Genomic DNA, 20,067 nt, shown 5'->3' on the forward strand with positions numbered 1-20,067 from the left:
GGCCCCGCGGGCCCCCCCCCCCTCCGTGGCTCCCCCCCCCCCCCCCCCCCCCCCCCCCCCCCCCCCCCCCCCCGGGGCCCCCCCCCCCCCCCCCCCCGGCGCACCCGATCAGAAGACCGCGACGCCCTCGCGTACCAGCCGCCAGTTCGGCCGGTAGAAGTCGGCGGGGTCGATGGTGCCCCTGGCCTGCGCCCAGTCGATGAGCAGCTGACGGATCTCCTGCTGCTCGTTGTAGACCTGGGTCTTCACGATGCCGGGGAAGTTGCCGCCGCCGCTGCGCCGGTAGTTGTTGACCGCCACCACGAACTGCGCATTGTCGGCCACGGGCGTGTCGGTGCCGGGCAGCACCAGGCGGGTGATGCGCTGGCCCACCGGCCGGGAGATGTCGATGTCGTAGTCGAGGCCGGAGACGACGTCGTAGTTGTAGTCCGGCACGGCCGGGTCGCTGATCGTCGTCGGGTCGACCGGGGCACCGGGGGCGAGGGTCCGGAAGTACTTCGCCGAGTACTCCAGGTAGGTGCGCACCTCGGCGCCGCTGAGCACGACCGCTTCGAGGGTGTTGTCGAAGACGTACAGCCCGGCCACGTCGCGGATCTTCACGTCGCCGGCGGGGAAGACCGCCGTGCGGCTGAACGGCGCCGCGATCGACAGCACCGGCAGGTCCGCGTACGACGTGCCGGCCAGCGCCTGCCCGACGACCTCGGTCTGGACGTGGTTGATGAAGTCCAGGATCGGGGTGTCCTTGTACCGGCTCTCGGCCGCCGAGAGTTCCACGGAGCGGGCCACGACCTGGTTCACGTACGCCACGGTCTTCTGGTGCTGCGCCCGTACGGCCGCGAGGACCTTCGGGTCCTCGGTCACGGTGTTGGTGTTGAGCAGCGCGGCGGTCTTCTTGGTGATCTTCCAGCGGCCCCGCTCGCGGGTCAGCGTGAAGTCCATCCGGCTCAGCCGCTGTCCCCACTTCGACGGCTCGGTGAGCAGCACCTGCTCGCCGGTGCGCTCGTTGGTCACGAACTTCTCGGCGACCTCCGCGTGGGCGTGGCCGAACAGGATCGCGTCGATGCCGGGGACCTGCTGGGCGATCAGCGCCGTCGGGTTCTCGATCGGCAGCTCCGGGCCGTAGCTGGAGGTGCCGCTGTCGCCGCCGTGGGCGGAGATCAACACGATGTCGGCGCCGCGCGCCCGCATGATCGGCACGTACCTCGCGGCGGTGGCGATCATGTCGTCGAACCGCAGCCTGCCCTCGACGTTGGCCCGGTCCCAGATCGCGCTGCCGGGGTTGGTCAGGCCGAGGATGCCGACGCGCAGCGGCGGCGCGGCGAAGCCGACGGAAACCTTCTTGATGACGTACGGCAGAAAGGCCGGCTTGCCGGTGGCGACGTTGACGGCGTTGGCGGCCAGCGCCGGGAAGCCCAGTTGCGAGATCCACTTGGCCAGCAGCGGCAGGCCGTAGTTGAACTCGTGGTTGCCCAACGTGACGGCGTCGTAGCCGAGCACGTTCATGGCGTTGGCCATCGGGTGCGTCTCACCGGTGGTGGTGATCGGCTCCTGCTTGGCGTAGAAGGTGGCCAGTGGGGTGCCCTGGATGGTGTCGCCGGCGTCGAGCACCAGCGTCGCCTTGCCGCGCCGCTCGGCGCGGATCTGCGTGACCAGGGCGGCCAGCTTGGCGACGCCGACGTCGTTGTGCTTGCTGTCGTCGTACTCGGCGTCGGAGTAGTAGTCCCAGTTGTAGACGTTGCCGTGGGTGTCCGAGGTGCCGAGGATCGTCAGGTCCCAGGTCCGCGACCGGGCCGCGCCGGCCGCCTGGGCGGGGGTGGCGGCGATCAGCGGAACGCTCGCCGCCACGGCCGCGGCGGCGAGCACCGTGCGACGCGACGGGCCGGAGGGAGAGGTCATGAAGGTGCCCTTCCGTGGGGGTTCGGGACGCCCGGTGAGCGCCGAGCGCACCTTAACGAGCCGTCGGCACTCCTGTCACAGCAGCACGAGGTGTTTCAGCACACCGGCGCGCACGGGCCTGTCCGTGTAACACCTGGCCCGCTGTTTCCGCCTGCCGCCGCGGGGTAGGGCGGTGGAAGACCCAGACCCGACCGGTGCGCGAGGAGACGTCGGTGACCGAGGACCAGCACACCCAGCAGGACCCCACGAGCCAGTACGGCCAGCAGGAGGGCCAACCGAAGCAGCAGCAGACGCCGCCCGGCTCGACGCGGGAGATGGCCCCGAAGCCGGACCACGGCGAGGAGTCGTACCGCGGCAGCGGCAAACTCGAGGGCCGGCGGGCGTTGATCACCGGCGGTGACTCGGGCATCGGCCGCGCGATCGCCATCGCGTACGCCCGGGAGGGCGCCGACGTGCTCATCTCCTACCTGGGCGAGGAGGAGGACGCCGACGCCCGGGAGACCGTCCGGCTCGTCGAGGAGGCCGGCCGCAGGGGCTTCGCCGTACGCGGCGACATCACCGACCAGCGACAGTGCCAGGAGTTGATCGAGCGGGCCGTGCGGGACCTCGGCGGCATCGACATCCTGGTCAACAACGCGGCCTACCAGATGGCGCAGGGCGAGGGCATCCTCGGGATCAGCGACGAGCAGTTCGACCGGGTGCTGAAGACCAACCTGTACGCGATGTTCTGGCTCTGCCGGGCGGCGGTGCCGCACATGGCCGAGGGCTCGGCGATCATCAACACGTCGTCGATCCAGGCGTTCGATCCCTCGCCGCAGTTGCTGGACTACGCCACGACCAAGGCGGGGATCGCCAACTTCACCAAGGCCCTCGCCGCCGACCTGGCGGAGCGGGGCATCCGGGTGAACGCGGTGGCGCCGGGTCCGATCTGGACGCCGCTGATCCCGGCCACCATGCCGGAGGAGAAGGTCGAGAAGTTCGGCCAGGACACCCCGGAGGGACGCCCCGGTCAGCCGGCCGAGTTGGCCCCGGCGTACGCCTTCTTCGCCTCCCAGGAGTCCAGCTACGTCACGGGCGAGATCCTCGGCGTCACGGGCGGCCGCCCCACAAAGTAGCCCACCCGCGCCGCTGCCCTCGCGCCCGTCCTCCGCGCTGCCGAGCCCGTGCCCCGCGCCGCCCCTGCCCCCGCGCCGCCGCTTCGCGTCGATCATGCACTTCTGGGTCGATCATGGAGTTCTGGTGGGCGGAGGGTGGGGAGTTGCGGCTTTCGTGAGGCACCACAAGTGCATGATCGGCCCGGCTGGGTGCGGCCACGGTGGGTCGCGGGCGGGTTAGCGGGGCCAGGGGGTGAGGCGGGTGCGGACCTGGGCCACGGCGGCGGGGTCCAGGCCGTAGCGGGCGAAGCGGCGGTCCGGCAGCCGGTCCAGGTAGCGGCCGGCGGCCCGCACGTCCTCCTCGTCCAGGGCCGGGTCGAGCTGCCGGGCCAGTTCCAGCAGCTCCGCCACGTCGTGGTGCTCGAGGGCAGCGGCGACGTCGATGTAGTCCCGGACCTCCCGCCGGTTGACCAGGGCAGCGGTCTTGTTGGCCATCAGGTCCCGTACGTCCATCACGGGGCCGAGGTCCATCACCACCGGGCTGCGGTGCCGGTCGAGGCGGGCCAGGCTGAGCCGGATGAGCCGCCCGTCCCGGCTGACCACGAAGTCCCTCAGGTCCCGGTCGAAGCCGTCGAACAGCTCGGCCAGCTCGCTGTCGGGATCGGCGTCGGTCACCTCGAACCCGGCCTCTTCCAGGGCCTTCCGTACCCCGTCCGCCGCCGCGGCGGCGGCCCCCTCCACGTCCGCGAACAGGTCCACGTCCTCCGTCGGGCGGGTCACCAGCCCGTGCGCGGCCCAGGCAACCCCGCCCCCGAGCACGAACCGGTACGGCCCCGCGGCGGACAGCGCCACCCGGGCCACCTCTCGGTAGAACTCGTGCGGGTGCGGGGTGTTCACGCCGTACGCAGGCCCCGGTGGCGGCTCTCCCACGCCTGGCGTACGCCCCGGGGCAGGTTGAGCAGCCGCCACACCCGACGCAGGATGCGCCCGTTGATGAGCAGCCGGAGATCCTCCGTGCGGGTGGTCTCCCGCAACACGTTCTCGTACATCCAGAGCAGCTCGTCCGGATCGCTCAGGTCGAAGGTGCGGTCGGCGTTCCACATCAGCCGTACCGGCAGCTCGACGACGCCACGGGTGGGGCCGGTCAACTCGACGAGGGTGCGGGTCACCACGGCGGGCCGGCCCGGACGGGCCAGGTGGGCCGCGCGGGTCGGAGCCGGGGAGAGGGCCTGCATGCTGTCAGGGTAACCCCAGGTCGGCCCGGGTGGGCTCGCGGTTTCGCCCGGTGTCGCGCCGCGCCGACGCTGCGGGACCGGTGCGACTGTCGAGAACCCCGCGAGAATCCGCCCGCCAGGGCCCTTTGTGCCAATATCGCGGTTGGTCACCCGTGCCCGACCTGGCCGCCTCCGGGCCGACCTGCGGATCGGCTGCCCGCGACGACGGCAGTACGGCGCCGGTCCGGATCGCCGGCGAGGGTGGTGACTGTCCGGTTCGCTGGCCGTCGCCGCCGGGCCAACCCGCGCATGGCGAGGCCGCAAACGGTCGGAGCCGCTGACGTGTGGGGCTGGTGTCCGGTTCGTGGGTGTGACCGGGGGCATCGTGGGTGCGGAATCGTGGCGGGCCCGGGGTCGTTACACCATGAGTACGGCCGAGTGAGGGCGACACCCGCCTCCCCGGTGGTGGGCGGTGGCGACAGCCCGGCAGGTGGCCGCGCCGGCCCCGGAATGTCGGCGGGTCGGCGGTCGTTACACATGGTCACGGTCGACGTGAGGGCATCCCCCCGCCCCGCCACCGACGGCCGATTCCGAGCTTCCCCTTCGGACCGGGATGCCGGAGATCCCCCTGTTCCAGAGCGCCGGACGGTGCTTGCACCCGCCTTGCCGATCCCCTGTCGGTGAGGGTGCCAACCCCCGAATGGAGCATCCGCGATGAACACGATCATCCGTAACAGCGTTCTGGGTATCGCCGGTCTCGCGTTCGCCGGTGGCGTGGCCGCTGGCCCGCTGACCGACACCACGCACCGCGCGACCGTGGACACCACGCCCGTCGCCGCCGTGCAGGCCGACAAGCCGGCCGTGGACAAGGCCAAGCTGATCCCGCACGGCGTGCAGGGCGCCCAGTCGCGCGTCGACCTGTCGGACGAGCAGGTCGCGAACGTGAAGGCGATCATCGCGGCGACGAAGAAGGCCGGGATGGACGAGCGCGCGGCCGTGGTGTCGATCGCGACCGCGTTGCAGGAGTCGAAGCTGGAGAACCTGGGTCACCTGGGTGACCGCAACGACCACGACTCGCAGGGCCTGTTCCAGCAGCGCCCGTCCAGCGGGTGGGGCACGGTCGAGCAGATCACCAACCCCGAGTACTCGACGACGGCCTTCCTGAAGGGCCTCAAGCAGGTCGACGGGTGGCAGGACATGCCGCTGACCAAGGCCGCGCAGACCGTGCAGGTGTCGGCGTACCCGGACCACTACGCCCAGTGGGAGCAGATGGCCGCCGACCTGGTCGCCGAGCACTGGAACAACTGACACGGACCTTCCACCACAAGGGGGATCGCTGGCCGGCACCGTCCACACGGTGCCGGCCAGCGGCACGTCCACCTCGACGGCCCGGCAGGCACACCCGCGCGCGGGTGTGCCTGCCGGGCCGTCGGCGTGCTCGTGGAAGGTCTACTGTCCGTCGAGCGACAGATACTTGTGATCACCTTCATGCTTGTGGTGATCTCAGCGCGATGACGTGAGTGAATCGCGGTGGGGGTCGATGTGAACTGTGGCCGCACGTCCGGTTGCCGTTGTCCGTTGCGTCTCGGCGTCTGATCCCATGGCGTTCGACGCCGAGCGCTACGACCGCGAGGTAATCAAGCCACTGCGGGGCCGGCACGGACGCCTGCCCGCTGGCGACCTCGCCGCCCGCTACGCGGTGCAGCCCGGGTGGACCCCGCAACAGCTCGTCGCCCACCTCGCGGAGCTGCGCGAGTTCTGGCGCGAACGGGCCACCGGCCCGGACAGCCGGGCCGAGGTGTGCCGGCTGCTGATCGCGGCGGACGACAAGCTCCGGCGCGAGACCGGCGACCTGATGGGCGATCCCACCTGGTGGCGGGAGCAGGCGGGTGTGACCGGGGACGCGCCGCGGAGCGCGCCGGCCACCTCCGCTGCGCAACGGGGAGTGCCCGTCCAGCCCGTCCAGGCGGCCGGGCCGCCTTCCAGCGCGGGACATGTCCGGTCGTGGCGGACAGAGGCGCGCGACTTCATCCAGGGCCGGCTCGACACCCCGGTCGGCGGTGGCCACGTGCCGACGGCCAACGGCGGCGTCGGCGAGCGGCGGCACGACCCGCTGGGCGAGGTGGCCGGCGGCGTGCCCGCCCAGCACCGCCCCGGCCAGGCCGCCCACCCGGGGACGGCCGCCGCAGCGGTAAACCTCACCGTCGCGGTGCTCGGCGCGTCGGGCGACCGGTGCCGGGTGCGGCTGTCGTGGCCCGCCGGCGACCGGGTACGGATCCGCTGGGCGGCGACGCCTCCGCCGTGGCGGGCCGGAGCCGTCCTGCCCGTTTCCGCGCTGTCCGCCTTCGGCGCCGAGGTGGCAGGCGTACGGCAGGAACGCGACGGCGAGGTCAGCCTCGTCGCCGAGATCCCGGTCGGCTACCACCTCTATGTGCCGTTCCTGGTCGAGGGCGCCCAGGCCACCGTGGGTCGACTGGTCGCCCTCGGGGTGGCCGAACCGGTGCGGCGGCTGCGGGCCGAGCGCCGGGGCGACGACGCCGTCGTGTCGTGGATCTGGCCGGAGGGGTCGCTGCTGGCGCTGGTGGAGTGGACCTCGCCGACGGGTACCGAACGCGGCCAGATCAGCCGCACCCGGTACGCCAGCTCGAACGGCTTCCGAATCCCCGCGGCCCCGGACCCGTGCGTGGTACGAGTCGCGATGCTCGCCTCCGTCGTAGCCGACGAGGTGCGATCGCCGGTCCGCGAGGTGGCACTGCCGCCCCGGCCGGTGCGCGTCTCGTACACCCTGGCCCGGCACTGGCGCTGGCACCTCGGCCGCCGGGAGATCGGTGTCCGTCTGCGGGCGGAGACCGACGTCGCGGACCTGGCCGTCATCGTGGTGCTCGGCGCGGAGCCCACGATGCCGCCCTCGCCCGAGGCCGGCACGGTCCTCGCCGAGGCCGCGGGCGTCGAGCTGGGCCCGGAAGAGGCCTGGGAGCTCACCGTAGAGGTGCCCCAGCTGCCTCGGCGCCACCACCCCTACTGGATCCGGTGTTTCGTGCGCGGCGCCGTGCCGATCGTGGTCTCCGTTCCTCCCGTCGAGTCGATGAGGGTGTCGTAAGTGGCCGAGGTCGCGTGTCCGTTCTGCTACCAGCGCATCGACGGCTCGGCGCTGTGGTTCCAGTGCCTGGGCAAGGGCGACGCCGACCGTCGGGGGTGCGAGCCGGGCCCCGACACCGCCCGCCGCAACATGACCGGGTTCACGGAGACGATGCGGCCCGTCTTCCCGCCGCCACGCCACCAGCGGCTGCGGCCGGTACGGGTGGCGTGGTGCCCGGCCTGCGGCGGCCGCACGGGCATCCGCGCCTGCCCCTCCTGCCACACCCCGGTGCCACCGAACTTCGGGGAGACGGCGAGCCCGATGATCGCCATGTTCGGCGGCAAGGGCACCGGCAAGACGGTCTACCTGACCGTCCTGGCCCACGAGCTGCGTTCCTCGGACCTGCGCCGACGGTTCGCCGCAGACATCCGGATGACCGGGGACGGGCAGGGCGGTTTCAAGTCCCCGCTGGAGTGGCTCGAACAGAACGTGGACCGGATGTTTACCGAGCACAAGCTCTTCGAGGCGACGGCCGCGGCGGTGAACGGCCGGCAGAATCCCCTGGTCTTCGAGTGGCGGGGCGAGCATCGGCGATGGGGCCGAGCCCCGGTCTACCGGACCAGCTACCTGTCCTTCCACGACACGGCGGGCGAGGACGTCGGGACCCTCAGCGGCGCCAACGACCTGGAGTACGTCGGCGCCGCGGACGGGCTGATCCTGCTGCTCGACCCGTTCATGCTGCCCGGGGCCCGCGAGAAACTCCGGCTTCCGCCGTCGGCGATCCGCTCGACGGAGGACACCATCGCGGTGGTCGACCGGCTCACCCAGAGTCTGCGCGCCAGCAACGGGGTGCGTGGCAGCGAGCGGATCAGCAAGCCGGTGGCCGTCGCGTTCGCCAAGATGGACGCCTTCTACGACAAGCTGGGCCAGGACCATCCGCTGCGCCAGGAACCCCCGCGCGGGTCGGCGTACGACGAACAGTTGGGACGGGCCACCCACGAGCAGGTCGCCGCGCTGCTGCGCGACTGGCAGGGCGACGACATCGAGCAGCACCTGCGGATGAACTACAAGACCTTCCGCTACTTCTTCGTCTCCGCGCTGGGCGCCCCGCCCGACTACGACAACGCGCTGGTGGAGCCGGGCGGGGTGCGCCCCTACCGTGTCGACGAGCCGCTGCTCTGGCTGCTCAGCCTGCCGCGCTTCGGCGTCGTACCCAGGCAGGGCTGAATGACGGGCCGGTTCGAGAGCCTCATCTACACCGACTGCCGCGAGGGTCAGGGGCTGCGCGGCACGCCGGGGCTGCAGTTCCAGGCGCGTTCGGCGGGCGCGGACCGCAGCGCCGAGGCGGTCGTGCAGCGCAACCTGCTCTACGAGCCCCCACCCCGGTGGATGCGGGAGCGCCGCCCGGTGAGCGAGTACCCGGTGTCGTTCGCCCACGTCTGCGACGGGCTGCTCGCCACGGCCTCCGGGGTCTACCTGGGCCGCGAGAGCGTGGGCGGTCGGGAGGGCAACCAGCTCACCCACGCCATCGTGACCGACGACCCCGCCGCGTACGGGCTGGTGCGCCCGGCCCAGCTCTTCGGGGCGCCGTTCTGGACCGTCGAGCCGGCGCCCGACACGCGGTGCCCGCCGTTGGAGCCGGGCTGGCAGCCGGGTTCGTTCGGCGCGGCGCAGGCCCGGGCGTTCGTGCACGCCACCCCCGACGGCGCCGACCTGCTGGCGGCGTTGCTGTCGACGTTGCGCCCGCCGGCGGACGAGCCGGGCCGCCGGGTGCTCTTCGTCGCCCGCGAGCCCGCGGAGGTGCTGCGCTGGGTGACCGCGGCGACGCTGCTGCTGCCGCAGCGCGAGGCCCTGCGGATCGGGTTCAAGGTCTTCACCCTCAACCCCGCGTACGCGCCCCAGCGGATCCTCGCCGTGCACCCCGACTGGGGTGGCGCCGGCGCCACCCTCGACAACGATCAGGGCTACGTCGTGTTCGACCTGGTCCGGCACGCCTGGAGCCGGGTGGTGGAGACCCGGACGGCGCGGCGGTGGACCGAGCTGTTCCTCACCGAGGACCCGTTGGACGTGGTGGACGCGGTGGAGGTCGCCGCCGCGTCCGGCGTGGACGGCGAGGGGGCGGCCGACGTGGCCCTCGCCGCCATCCTGCGGCGTCTTCCCCCGCGAGAGCAGGTGGCCGGGCTGGTGCGCTGGCTGAGGAAGGGTCCGCCACCGCTGGTGCGGCGCTACGGCGCAGGCATCGTCGACCTGCTAGTGGAGGCCGCGCCGCGGTGGCCCGTCGACGTCCTGCGCGGCCTCGACGACGTCAGCCGGTCGGCGACCTTCCCGCACCGGGGCGCGGACGTGCGCCTGGCGCTGATCGACGCGGAGCTGCGCGAGGCGCTGGCCTCCGGCACGGTCCGCCACGAGCGGGCCGTGCCGTCGACCGACGGGTGGACGCGGGCGGACGAGGCGAGGGCGCTCGGCCCGATCACCGAGGCGCTACGCGCCGCCGAGCCGCTCCGGTTCGAGACGCTGCTGCGGTTGTGCGGGCGATTCGGGCTCGAGCCGCCGCTCGGCGGGCTGCAGCCGGGCCTGGAGCGGTTCGTCCTCGACTGGGCCGACCATCCCGACCGGGCGTACCGGACCGAGGCGTGGGCCTGCGCCGAAGGCGTCGAGCGACTGCTGCGCCGGGAGCTCGGCCAGCGTCTGGCCGCCGAACCGGACATCGCCTACGAGCTCGGCGACCAGTGGTGGGACGTACTGCTGCGGGAGCCGATGCGGCTCGACGAGCCGTTGGACGCGGCGGTGGTGGAGGCCGCGCTGCGGCACCTGCCGCCGGCGCAGCAGCTGGACCTGATCGAGCAGTGCCTCCGCACCGCCGTGGACGCCGAGCGGCCCGCCGCGCCGGTGAACCGTACCGCCGCCGTGATCTGGACGCACCGCCCGGTGGATCTGGCGGAGGCACACCTGCTGCGGCGGCTGCTGCCCCGCAACGCGCCCCTGGATCCGCGGATCTTCGCCGAGCTGGGGGCGGTGCTCGTCGGCTACACGCCGCACCCGGAGTACCTGGAGGCGGCGCTGGTGCTGATGGCGCACGGCCTGTGGTCACCGCCGCCGGAGGTGGCCCGCGCCATCCACGGGCACCGCGCGCTGAGCGTGGCGCTCGAGCAGTTGGCGTCCCCCCGACCCGACGTCGGCGAGCTGACCCTGGCGCTGCGCCACGTGCCGGCTCGGCTGGTCGCCGCCCGGGTGCGGGAGTTGTGCGACGCGCTGGCGGCAGCGCCGGCGGCCGCGGCCTTCACAGTGCTCGTCCACGCGCCGCAGCTCACCGAGCCCTGCTCCCGGAAGATCCGCGGTGAGCTGATGCGCAACTCGAACCCGGCGCACGTCGCCCTCGCCTTCGTGCTGGTGCACATCGAACGGCAGTCGGCGACCATGGCCGCCATGGTCCAGCCGGGCACCCACGCGGACCTCGACCGGATGGTGCGCACCGCGGTGACCCGCTGTTCGCAGAAGCGGCTCGACGAGATGACGGCGCAGGTGGAGGCGGTGGGGCCGATGTGGCTGGCGCGGTGGCGGACGCTGGTGGGCGCCAACCGCCGGGGCCTGCTGCGCCGCCTACGACCCGGCCGGCGGGGGTGACCGGTGTCCGCCCCGGCCGCTGTCGTGCTGGTGGTGCTCGGCTGCCTCGTGCTGATCGCGTACACCCTGGCCGCGGTGACGGTCGTGCCGGTCGCCGTCTACTGCCTGCTGGCGGGTCTGCTGGCCGGTGTCGTCCTCGGGTTGGCGGAGGCGACGCGGGTGCTCGGCGGTCTGGTGGACACCCCACGGGTGCGCACGCCGCACGACGAGTTCGGCGCCCGTCCGGCGGGTCCGCTCCGGTCGCACCGGCGCGACTACGCCTGGCCCCACTACGCCGTGCGGCAGGCCGGCTACGACCTGCGGCACGTCGTCGAGCGCTGCTACGCGCGCGTCACCGGCTGGTGGCGGGCCGGTTGGCGGGTCCTGCCCCGGCTGCCCCGCTACCACGTGCGGGTGCGCGGGGCGTCCGACGACGTCGCCGAGACGGAGACGAGTCCCAGCCGGGCCTGGACGGTGGCGCTGGGCTGGCCGCTGCTCGCCGTGCCCGGCGCGGCGCTCGTCGGGGTGACCGTGGGCACGGTGGCCGTGCTGGTGCTGCTGGCCGTGGTCGTCGCCCTGGTGACCGCGACGTCCTGGCTCCTCGGCGTGGTGGCGGCCGGAGCGCTGCGGGCCGCCGATCGGCGGTGGCGTGCCGCCTGGCGGACGGACACCTGCTGTCCCCGCTGCTACTTCCTAATCGAGCTGCCGGTGTACGCCTGTCCGGGCGACCACGCCGACATGGCGCCGGCCCCGCTCGGGTCGTGGCGGCACCGGCTGCTGCGGCCCGACAGCCAGGGCCTGTGGCGGCGACGGTGCGGGTGCGGGGTGTCCCTGCCGGCTCGACAGTCGTCGGCAGGGGCGCGGCTGAGCGCGAGGTGCCCGAAGTGTGACAGCCCGCTCGCCGACGGCACCGGGCGGGCCACGGAGATCCGGGTGGCGGTGTTCGGGGCTCCCGACGCCGGCAAGACGACGCTCGTCGACACGGTGGTGCAACGGCTGGCTGCGCGCTTCCCGCCGGACCGGTGCGCGGTAGACCGGCCCGCTCCCGGCGGTCGGGGCAGGACGCGGGTGGTCGGCGTCGCCCTGCGGGCGCAGCGCGCGCCCCAGCGGGTGCAGGTGTTCGACGCCCCCGGGCGTGGCCTCGTGGACCGCGAGGTCTGCGCGTCGTACGGCTTCCTGGACGAGGCGCGCAACTTCGTGTTCGTCCTGGACCCGCTGTCGCTGCCGGCGCTACGTCGGCGGGTGGCGGAGGCGCCCGCCCACCTCGTCCCCGCCGTCCGGGTCGCTCGGCACGACGTGGCGGACTCGTACGAGGCCGTGGTCGTCGGCCTGCGGCACCGGGGTGTCGCCACGGAGCGGTGCCGGCTGGCCTTCGTGGTGTCCAAGGCGGACCTGATCGGCCTGCTCCCCGGCGTCGTCGCGCCGGCGGACGACTCGGCGGCCGTGCGGCGCTGGCTGGCCGGGCACGGGCTCGACCACCTCCTGACGGCCGTCGGCCGGGACTTCGCCGAGGTGCGCTTCTTCCTGCACGGCAGGGCTGACCCGCCGCCGTCGGATCCGCTGCTGTGGCTGCTGCGCGGCGAGCGCGTCCTGCGTCGGGAGGTGGCCGGTGCGCTCCGCTGACCTGCCCGACTCCTACCGGGCGTCCCGGCTGGTCGTCCTCGCCTCGACGCTGCTGGCCGTGGCGGCCCTGGTGGCGTGGGCGCTGCACGACGGCGTTCCGCAGGCGGTGGCCGGCTGGGCCGCGGAGGTGCTGCGCGACTCCTGGAGCGTGTGGACGCTGTTCGGCTAGTCCTCAGCGCGTCGGGCCGCGCCGCCCGCGGTCAGCAGCCGTGCCTGCACCCGGTGCCCGTTCGCGGCCGTCTCGTCGCCGGCGCGTTCCCACAGCCCGGCGAGATCCTCGTGGGTGCGTGCCAACCGGGCGCGTACCGTGGCGTCGCCGGTGTCGTCGCGGAACACCCGGCTCAGCACGGCGCAGCTCTCGGTGAGCGCCTCGATCGCCGCGCCGACGTCGTCTGTCTCGACGAGCAGCCCGGCCTGGTGGCCCAGCACGGCGGCCAGGTCGGCGGCGTACCGGGCCGGATCGGCGGTGGCGAGCTGCCGGTGCAGGACGACCACCTCGCTCAGCGCCGCGGCGGCCTCGGCGTGCCGTTCGAGGTCGTGCAGGTGCACCGCCTGGCAGTGCAGCGCGGTCGCCAGGCCGGCGAGGGCGTCGAGGCTGCTCCCGGCCGCCAGTTCGCGGTGCAGGCGTACGGCCTCGTTGCCGACCGACAGGGCGAGTCGGGGCGAGCCGACCTCGTCGAGGTCCATGGCCTGGCGCAGCAGCGCCCAGGCCAACGCCGGTGCGTGCGCCGGGTCGGCGGCGGCGAGCCGGCGGCGCAACCGGACGCTCTCGTCCTGCGCGGCCAGGGCGGCGGTGCCGTGGCGTTCGAGGCGGTGCAGCGCGGCCAGCGCGTCGAGCGCGTCGATCAGCCGGGCGAGGTTCGCAAGCCCGCCATCGGACCCGGCGCCCGGCGGGTCGGCCGCAGCGCGGCCGGCGTCGGCCAGGGCGCGGGCGTGGGCCACGGCCGTCGTCGCGGCGGCCAGTCCCTCGACGCAGCGGCCCAGTTCGCCCAGGAGCCGCGCCCGCCGAATCTCGGCGTCGCAGAGCGGCGCGAGACGGCCGCCGGGCACGCCGGCGTGAAGTTGCTCGTGGTACGCCACGGCCCGGTTCGCCGCGCTGAGCGCCTGCACGGTCAGGCCGGCCCGGTGCAGGGCGACGGCGTGGGCGTCCAGGGCCGACGTCAGGCGTGCCATGGCCCGGGGGGTGGCCGGGGCGCCGGCGCGGTCGAGCGCCCGTACCCGCAGGTCGACCTCCTCAGCCAACGCGGCGAGCACGTCGCCGTCCGACCCGCCGTCGGTCAGCCGCCGCCGGTGCTGGGTCAGGGCTTCCGCCAGCCACGGTAGGTACTGGTCCGCCTCCCCGAGCCGGCGGATGCCCTCGACGAGCCGGGCCGAGAGGGCCGCCGGCTGGTCGGCGAAGAGGATCCCGGGGTCGGCGAGCCCGTTGGCGACGGCCCTGAGCGCCGGCAGGGCGGTCCGTGGGTCCTGCACCAGCAGGCGCAGGCGGTCCACCAGGGCGGGTGGCAGGGCCGACGTGCGGGAGCGCGTCTGCCGCAGCAGGGTGAGCAGCAGCGCCGGCTGGTGCTGGACCACCTGCCAAAGCGGGGCGGCCAGGGCGGGCTGCCGGTGGCAGGCCGGCCCGAGCACCGTCACGGCCCGTAGCGCCTGCTCGGGTGTGCAGTACGGCAGGACGTCCGTGACCAGCGCCGGATTGTCGAGCGCGGCGGCGGTGCCGAGGGCGAGTCGGAGTTCGTCCGGCTCGACGGGCCCCCAGTACTCGCCGTCGTCGCCCGGATAGAGCTCGTGCAGCCAGTTCGCCAGGCGGTGCAGGATGGTCCGGTCGGGCGCCTCCCGGTGGCGGATCCGGCGTACCACCTCCTGGGCGTCGGCGGCGGTGCCCGCGCCGTACAGGGCGGCCGCCGCCAGGTATTCGTCGAGTTGGCCCGCCCGGGCGTACGAGATCCGCGCGGCCACCGCCGTGGCCTCCCCGTACCGGCGTTCCCGGGCGAGGAGCGCCGCCACGACGTCCGGCACGGAGACGGGCGGGGGCGGCCCCGGCGCACCCCGGAGCAGGATCCGCAGCGCCGCCAGGTGCAGCGCGACGGGCCTGGCGAATCGTTCGTGGCCGACGTCGGGCAGGCGCGTCGACCGGGCGCGGCGCTGCCAGCGATCGTCGCCGGTGCCGGCGTCCAGCGCCGCGGCGAAGCCGGCCACGGCGTCGCGCAGCGCCTCCTGCCGCTCGCGTCCGGCCGGCCATGGGGCCCGCAGCCGCTGGACGGTGGCCTCGCCGACCAGCCCCGCCGGGTCGGTGCGGCGCAGCTCCTGCCACCAGTCGCCGGCGGAGCGGGCGAGCAGGAGCAGGCGCACCGGGGCGCCGCCGCGGCTGGCCCGGTCCAGTTCCTCCCGCACCTCGTGGGGGCGGGTGTCGGCGCGGTCCACCACCACCAGCCCACCGCCGTCCGGCCCCGGGTCAGGGCCCGGCTGCGGCGGCGCGTCCCGCCAGCGCGCGCGACGACCGGTGACCAACTCGCGGGCCAGGCGGGTCTTGCCCTGGCCGGGGCCGCCGACGAGCACCCGCACCGCCGCGCCGCTCGCCGCGCACCACCGTTGCAGCTCGGCCAGCTCTGCCGCGCGGCCGGTGAAGGGCACCACCCGGCGGTGCGGGGAGAGCAGGTCGGCACCGACGCCCGGCAGGGCCGCCGCCTCGTCGCCCGGGGACCCGGCCCGGGGTTCGCGCACGAGAGGCGAGGAGTCGTCCGGGGGGGAGTCCGGCACGGGGGGAGACGAACCGTCCGGTACGGCGGGCGCGGGGTCGTCCGGCAGCGGCACGTCACCGGGACCGGGCGTCGCCGGTTCGACGTGCCGCGCCGGGCGGGCCGTGACCCGGTCGAGCCTGGACCGTCCGATGGTGTTGATCACCGCGAAGGGCGTGCTGTCAGGACCGAGCCCGGGCCGGCCCGGGCTCGGGGTGAGCGCCGTGAAGTGCTCGCGCGCGACACCCACCCGCGCCTGCACGGACCGGGACAGCTGTTCCAGCAGTTCCCCGGCCCGGAACAGGTCGGGGCGGGCCAGCGTGTCGAGCAGCAGCGGTTGGACCCCGTCGACGAACCGGTAGCGCCCGGCCCGGGCGTCGACCACCCGCAGCAGCCCGCTGAGCAGCACCTCCGCCAGCTGCGACGGCGGGGCCGGGCGGAACATGGCGTGCTGGATGTAGCGGATCACCGGCAGCACCGGCTCGGTCATCGCGACGTACCCGGCCAGCCGGAACGCCTCGGGCGACGCCGACGAGCGGAAGTGCCGGATCCGCTGCCCAGGGCTGGGCGCCACACCCTCGCGCCCGGGCGCGGTCCTCGACCGGTCCCCGGTGACCACCGTGACCGCGCTGATCACGGCGGGCGCGCCGGCGAGCAACCGGGCCCAGCGGCCGATCCAGCGCGGCGACACCTCCAGCACCGGCACGACGGTGCCGTCCTGGACGCGCATGCCGTCGAAGGCGGTGAACCGCAGGTCGGTGTTCGGCGCGCCCGGCCTCGGTGCGCTGAGCAGTCCCGCCACGGTCCGCCCGCCGGTACGCGACCACATCCGCTCGGGCAGGGGCTGGAGGATGGACACCGGCCCGTGTCGTGCCCAGCGGCGCAGGAGGGCGCCGGCGGCGCCGGTGTGCCAGATCGGGTCCACGCAGTCGCTGACCACGATCACCACCCGCCGGCCGCTCGGGTCGATCAGCTCCGCCGGGCGACGCGCCTCGCCCCGCCAACTCGACAGGGCGGCGGTGTCGTCACCCTCGCCGCGGTGCAGCCGCCACCGGCTGACCTGCCGGAAGATGCCGGACGCGGTCAGTGTCTCGACGACGCCGGTCGCGAGGTCGCGCCACAGCGTCATCGACGCCGTCCAGTCCACCACCACGGCGACGTCCAGCCACCGCTCCAGCGAGGGCGTCGTCACCGCCGGCCACGGCCGGTCGACCAGCATGTGTTCGGCGACGGCGCGTACCGTGGCGTCCTCGTCGAGGACGTCGACCCGAGGGCAGGGCACCCGCCGCAGCAGCGGACGCAGCGCCCGCTGGAAGCCCAGCCGGTTGGGCAGCGCGGCCGAGCGGGGCACAGCCACCTCCGCCGCTGTCACCCTGCCCGGCTCGGCGGGCGGCACGTACAGGCTGGTGGGCGTCGGCGCTGGTGGCGGCAGCGATCCGGCCGGGGGCTCGGGTTCGTCGGCGGGCGGCGACCCGTCGGGCACCGGATGGTCTGCTGGTGCGGGCGTGATGGGAGCCCGCGCGTCCGGCTGCGGTCGGGCGGTCGGTGCCCGGGCCCGCAGGTGGTGGGCCAGCCAGAGCGCCTCCGCCAACTCCCGGGGCGTGGGATCGCCCCCGGCGGCCACGACCGCCGCGTGGAGCCGGTCAACCGTCATCGGACTGGCGGGACAGGCTGGCCATCACCTTGTCGGCGAGTTGCAGCCGGTCGACGCCGCCGGACCGGCCGGCCTGGTCGGTCAGGTAGATGGCGTTGAGTAGTTGGTCGGTGGCGAGGTCGCGTGGTTCCCGGCGGGTGAGGAAGCTGTCGATCAGGTCGGCGCTGTCGTCGGCGAGGCCGTCGAGGTGCGCGTCGACGATGCGGGCCAGCTTGTCGCCGTCGGGCTGCAGCAGCGTGACCTGGACACACCGGCGCAGAAACGCTGGCGGGAACTCCCGTTCGTCGTTGCTGGTCATGACGATGACGGGGAACGCCCGGCAGCGCACCCGGCCCGCGTGGATGGGGACCCGTTCGGTGCTGTCGGCGGCCATCACCAGCGCGTCGGGGGAGTGGTCGGCCTGCCGGACCAGCTCGGGGATCTCGTACGCGCCGTCCTCGAAGATCGTGAGCAGGTCGTTGGGCAGGTCGAGGTCGCCCTTGTCGATCTCGTCGATCAGCAGCACGCGGGGCTTCTGCGCGGGCAGCAGGGCGGTGCCGAGCGGGCCGAGGCGGATGAAACGGCCGACGTCCTCGCTGTCGTCGCCCGCCGCGCTCCGGCTGTTGTGGTAGAGCCGCGCCAAGGGGTCGTACTGGTAGAGGCCGTCCTTGACGGTCACCCGGCTGGTGATGTTCCACCGCAGCGGGCGGCCGAGCCTGAGTTCGTGGGCTATCGCCGCCGCCAGGGTCGACTTGCCGGTGCCGGGTCGGCCGGTCACCAGCAGCGGGCGGCGCAGGTAGAGGGCGGCGTTGACCAGCTCGACGGTGTCCTGGTCCGGCCGGTACCGCTCGCCGCGCCGCACGTCGGCGTCGGTCTCGGCGACCAGCGGCGCGGTGGGCGTGGCGGCCTCGTCGAACGACCGCCACGGCGGTGGCGCGGGCAGATGTTCGATGCCGTCGTGCGGGTCGCCCGTCCCCTTGTAGATCCACCAGCCCGGCGTCTCGGACACGTCCGCTCCTCACTTGGCGAAGCTCAACTGGACCGGCCGCCGCTGCGGGCCGTCCCACAGCAGGGTGACGTCCCGGCCGCAGTGGTCGTGCTCGTCGTCGACCGCACCGGCCTCGACCCGCAGATCACGGATGCGCAGGGGCAGCTCGTTGCTGTGGATGTCGCAGAGCCGGGCGGTCATGGCGTGGCGGAACCGCGTCCCCGCGCAGTTCTCGTCGGCCTGCGGATGATCGGGGCACCCGGACCGGCGCCACAGCAGCACGGGCAGTCCGCTGGCGACGGCCGAGCCGATCCGCTCCGGCGTGGCCCAGGGGCCTGCCAGGCCGAGGACGTTGCGGCGGCCGCTGTCGCGCAGCCACGCCTGGAACTGCGTCGGCTTCTGCTCCTTGCTGGAGCAGTCGAGCCACTCCAGCGTCTCGTCGAGGCGCTTGGCGCCTGTCCGCAACCGGTTGGCCCGGTCCTTGAGCTTTCCCGAGTCGATGGCGCCGTCGAACCACTCCAGCGCGCGCACCACCACGGGGCGGTTCCAACCCAGCGGCACCTGGTCGAGGTCGTCGAGGGCGCGCCAAGTGTCGACGGGCCAGGCCAGCCGGCCGCGGGGCAGGACGAACTCCACGGTGATCGAGTCGTACGTCGCCTCCGGGATCTCCCGGTAGGCCAACGGCAGCCCGCGCTCGACGGTGGCCTGGACGGCGTCCTCGGCGACAGTCTCCTCGAGTATCCGCCGGTCCAGAGCGCCGTCCGGGTCGGTGGCGGTCCAGATGGTGACCTGGTGTGACCGCGACGGATCCGCCGTCGGCGCGATGCGGACGACCACCCATCCCGGCCGGGCAGCCGCATCCGCTGGTGCGGGCTGCTCGGCAACGGTGCCGGCGTCCACACCGTGCTCGCGGATCCATTCGCGCAGGGCGGCGGCGCACTCCGGGACCTCCCGGCCGATCCGCCGCAGCAGCGCGATCACGAGGTCGACCACTTCGTGCGTGGGAAATGTGGTGTTGACCGCGAGCCACTCCACGGCGGCGAGGGCGCTGCTCAGCCCGGCGGGCGGGTCGGGGAAGTGCACGCGAGGGCGCAGCACCTCCAGGAGCAGTTGGCGCGCGTCCGGAAGCGGCAGGTCGTCGAGGATCGCGTGCAGCTCCTGGTACGCGGTCGCGTCGAACGGGCCGAGGGCGATGCGTTCGAGGATGTCCGGCCAGTAGCGGCCGATCTCGTCCAGCGGCAGCAGCACGCCGGTGCGCATCGTCGGATCGCGGTCGGCGGCGATGACCATGCCGACCACCTCGTAGCTGCCCGGCACGTAGGCCGCCGAGCCGCTGTAGCCGGGGAGGAGCCGGGGCCCACTCGACCCGTTGGCGTTGGTCTGGCAGGAGCCGTTGGCGAGCCGGGGGTGGGCCACCGCCGTGAAGTGGGCGATCTGGCCCGTCTCGCGGTAGGCGTTGGGGAAGCCGATCGCGCCGAGCTCCCTGCCGGCGTGGACCTCCACCCCGTTCCAGGGCCCGAGCTGGGCTGGTTCCACCTCCTCGACGGGCTGGGTCAGGCGGATCACCGCGACGTCGCCCTTGTCGTTCTCGCCCCGCCTCCAGGGACCCCGGAACACCACCTTGCCGTCCAACTTCAGTTGGCCCGCACGCGGGAACAACACCTCGGCCCGGCCCGCGTCACCCACCACGTGCGCGCAGGTCAGTACGTGCTCGGCGTCGATGAGGAATCCGCTGCCACCGCGCCCGGACGCGTCGGTGACGTCGATGCGGACGTGCCAGCGCGGGCTCGCGCTCACCGTCCGGCGACCTCGCCATCCGGGTTGCCGGACCAGGAGAGCTTGACGGTGAGGTGCGCGTCCACGCCGGTCTTGGCGAAGACGGCGCCGGCCTGCGCGGTGAAGTTGACCCCGAACTCGATCTCGATGTCGTTCGGCCGGTGGACGCTGTCGCGGAAGGTGGCCAGCGCCTTCTGCGCCGCCAGGTTGATCTCCCGGAGGCCGGACTCGAACCGCTTGCGCGCCTCGATCATCTCGTCGCCGACCCCGGCCTCGCCGAAGCCGGCCTCCCGCTGGTCGACCTCGAAGACGACCTCGGCGCCGTCCTCGGTGCGGACGCGCATCAGCTCGGTTGCCATCGAAGCCCTTCCTGTCGGCCGAAGATCCCGCTGAGCATCGACCACCGTGGAGTCCGGCGCTGTCGGCTCT

At 74.0% G+C, this 20,067-nt stretch carries 14 protein-coding genes; 7 read left to right on the top strand and 7 right to left on the bottom strand.

Annotated features, from left to right (window positions below):
• Positions 1–108 precede the first annotated feature (108 nt).
• Positions 109–1,896, bottom strand: coding sequence for a bifunctional metallophosphatase/5'-nucleotidase (locus tag ACGFIG_RS27215; RefSeq protein ID WP_393007601.1), 1,788 nt, complete (start codon positions 1,894–1,896; stop codon positions 109–111).
• A 212-nt stretch (positions 1,897–2,108) separates the two neighbouring features.
• Between ACGFIG_RS27215 and ACGFIG_RS27220 the strand changes: the two genes are divergently transcribed.
• Positions 2,109–3,011, top strand: a complete 903-nt coding sequence (locus tag ACGFIG_RS27220; protein ID WP_393007603.1) for an SDR family oxidoreductase — start codon at positions 2,109–2,111, stop codon at positions 3,009–3,011.
• 216 nt (positions 3,012–3,227) lie between these two features.
• Here the strand turns inward: ACGFIG_RS27220 and ACGFIG_RS27225 are convergent, their stop codons facing one another.
• Both ACGFIG_RS27225 and ACGFIG_RS27230 read right to left on the bottom strand, forming a co-directional pair.
• Positions 3,228–3,887, bottom strand: coding sequence for a nucleotidyl transferase AbiEii/AbiGii toxin family protein (locus tag ACGFIG_RS27225; protein ID WP_393007605.1), 660 nt, complete (start codon positions 3,885–3,887; stop codon positions 3,228–3,230).
• Positions 3,884–4,225, bottom strand: coding sequence for a hypothetical protein (locus ACGFIG_RS27230; RefSeq protein ID WP_393007607.1), 342 nt, complete (start codon positions 4,223–4,225; stop codon positions 3,884–3,886). The genes ACGFIG_RS27225 and ACGFIG_RS27230 overlap by 4 nt, the downstream gene beginning before the upstream one ends.
• Positions 4,226–4,918: 693 nt before the next feature.
• On the opposite strand from ACGFIG_RS27230, the gene ACGFIG_RS27235 reads away from it, so the two are divergent.
• The 6 genes from ACGFIG_RS27235 to ACGFIG_RS27260 all read left to right on the top strand — a co-directional run bounded on the left by ACGFIG_RS27235 (position 4,919) and on the right by ACGFIG_RS27260 (position 12,678).
• Positions 4,919–5,512, top strand: a complete 594-nt coding sequence (locus ACGFIG_RS27235) for a hypothetical protein (RefSeq protein ID WP_393007609.1) — start codon at positions 4,919–4,921, stop codon at positions 5,510–5,512.
• A 292-nt stretch (positions 5,513–5,804) separates the two neighbouring features.
• Positions 5,805–7,304, top strand: a complete 1,500-nt coding sequence (locus ACGFIG_RS27240) for a hypothetical protein (protein ID WP_393007610.1) — start codon at positions 5,805–5,807, stop codon at positions 7,302–7,304.
• Positions 7,305–8,510, top strand: coding sequence for a hypothetical protein (locus ACGFIG_RS27245; RefSeq protein WP_393007612.1), 1,206 nt, complete (start codon positions 7,305–7,307; stop codon positions 8,508–8,510).
• Entirely contained in the window at positions 8,511–10,907 is a 2,397-nt protein-coding gene (locus tag ACGFIG_RS27250) for a GTPase-associated protein 1-related protein (RefSeq protein WP_393007614.1), read from the top strand.
• 3 nt (positions 10,908–10,910) lie between these two features.
• Positions 10,911–12,509 carry a hypothetical protein gene (locus ACGFIG_RS27255; RefSeq protein WP_393007616.1) on the top strand — a complete coding sequence of 533 codons (1,599 nt, stop codon included), beginning with the start codon at positions 10,911–10,913 and terminating at the stop codon, positions 12,507–12,509.
• Entirely contained in the window at positions 12,496–12,678 is a 183-nt protein-coding gene (locus ACGFIG_RS27260; RefSeq protein WP_393007618.1) for a hypothetical protein, read from the top strand. Before ACGFIG_RS27255 ends, ACGFIG_RS27260 begins: the two co-directional genes overlap by 14 nt.
• Here the strand turns inward: ACGFIG_RS27260 and ACGFIG_RS27265 are convergent.
• From ACGFIG_RS27265 to ACGFIG_RS27280, 4 genes are read right to left on the bottom strand one after another with little or no spacing between them, the layout of a single operon-like run.
• Positions 12,675–16,895, bottom strand: coding sequence for an SAV_2336 N-terminal domain-related protein (locus tag ACGFIG_RS27265; protein WP_393007620.1), 4,221 nt, complete (start codon positions 16,893–16,895; stop codon positions 12,675–12,677). The two genes, ACGFIG_RS27260 and ACGFIG_RS27265, sit on opposite strands and share 4 nt — an antisense overlap.
• Complete coding sequence (locus tag ACGFIG_RS27270; protein WP_393007622.1) at positions 16,885–17,883, bottom strand: AAA family ATPase; 999 nt, start codon at positions 17,881–17,883, stop codon at positions 16,885–16,887. The genes ACGFIG_RS27265 and ACGFIG_RS27270 overlap by 11 nt, the downstream gene beginning before the upstream one ends.
• Before the next feature lie 9 nt (positions 17,884–17,892).
• Positions 17,893–19,659, bottom strand: coding sequence for a trypsin-like peptidase domain-containing protein (locus ACGFIG_RS27275; RefSeq protein WP_393007624.1), 1,767 nt, complete (start codon positions 19,657–19,659; stop codon positions 17,893–17,895).
• Positions 19,656–19,997 carry a CU044_2847 family protein gene (locus ACGFIG_RS27280; RefSeq protein WP_393007626.1) on the bottom strand — a complete coding sequence of 114 codons (342 nt, stop codon included), beginning with the start codon at positions 19,995–19,997 and terminating at the stop codon, positions 19,656–19,658. Before ACGFIG_RS27280 ends, ACGFIG_RS27275 begins: the two co-directional genes overlap by 4 nt.
• Between the last annotated feature and the right edge of the window lie 70 nt (positions 19,998–20,067).

Source organism: Micromonospora sp. NPDC049048 (assembly GCF_043197615.1).
Classification (GTDB): Bacteria; Actinomycetota; Actinomycetes; order Mycobacteriales; family Micromonosporaceae; genus Micromonospora.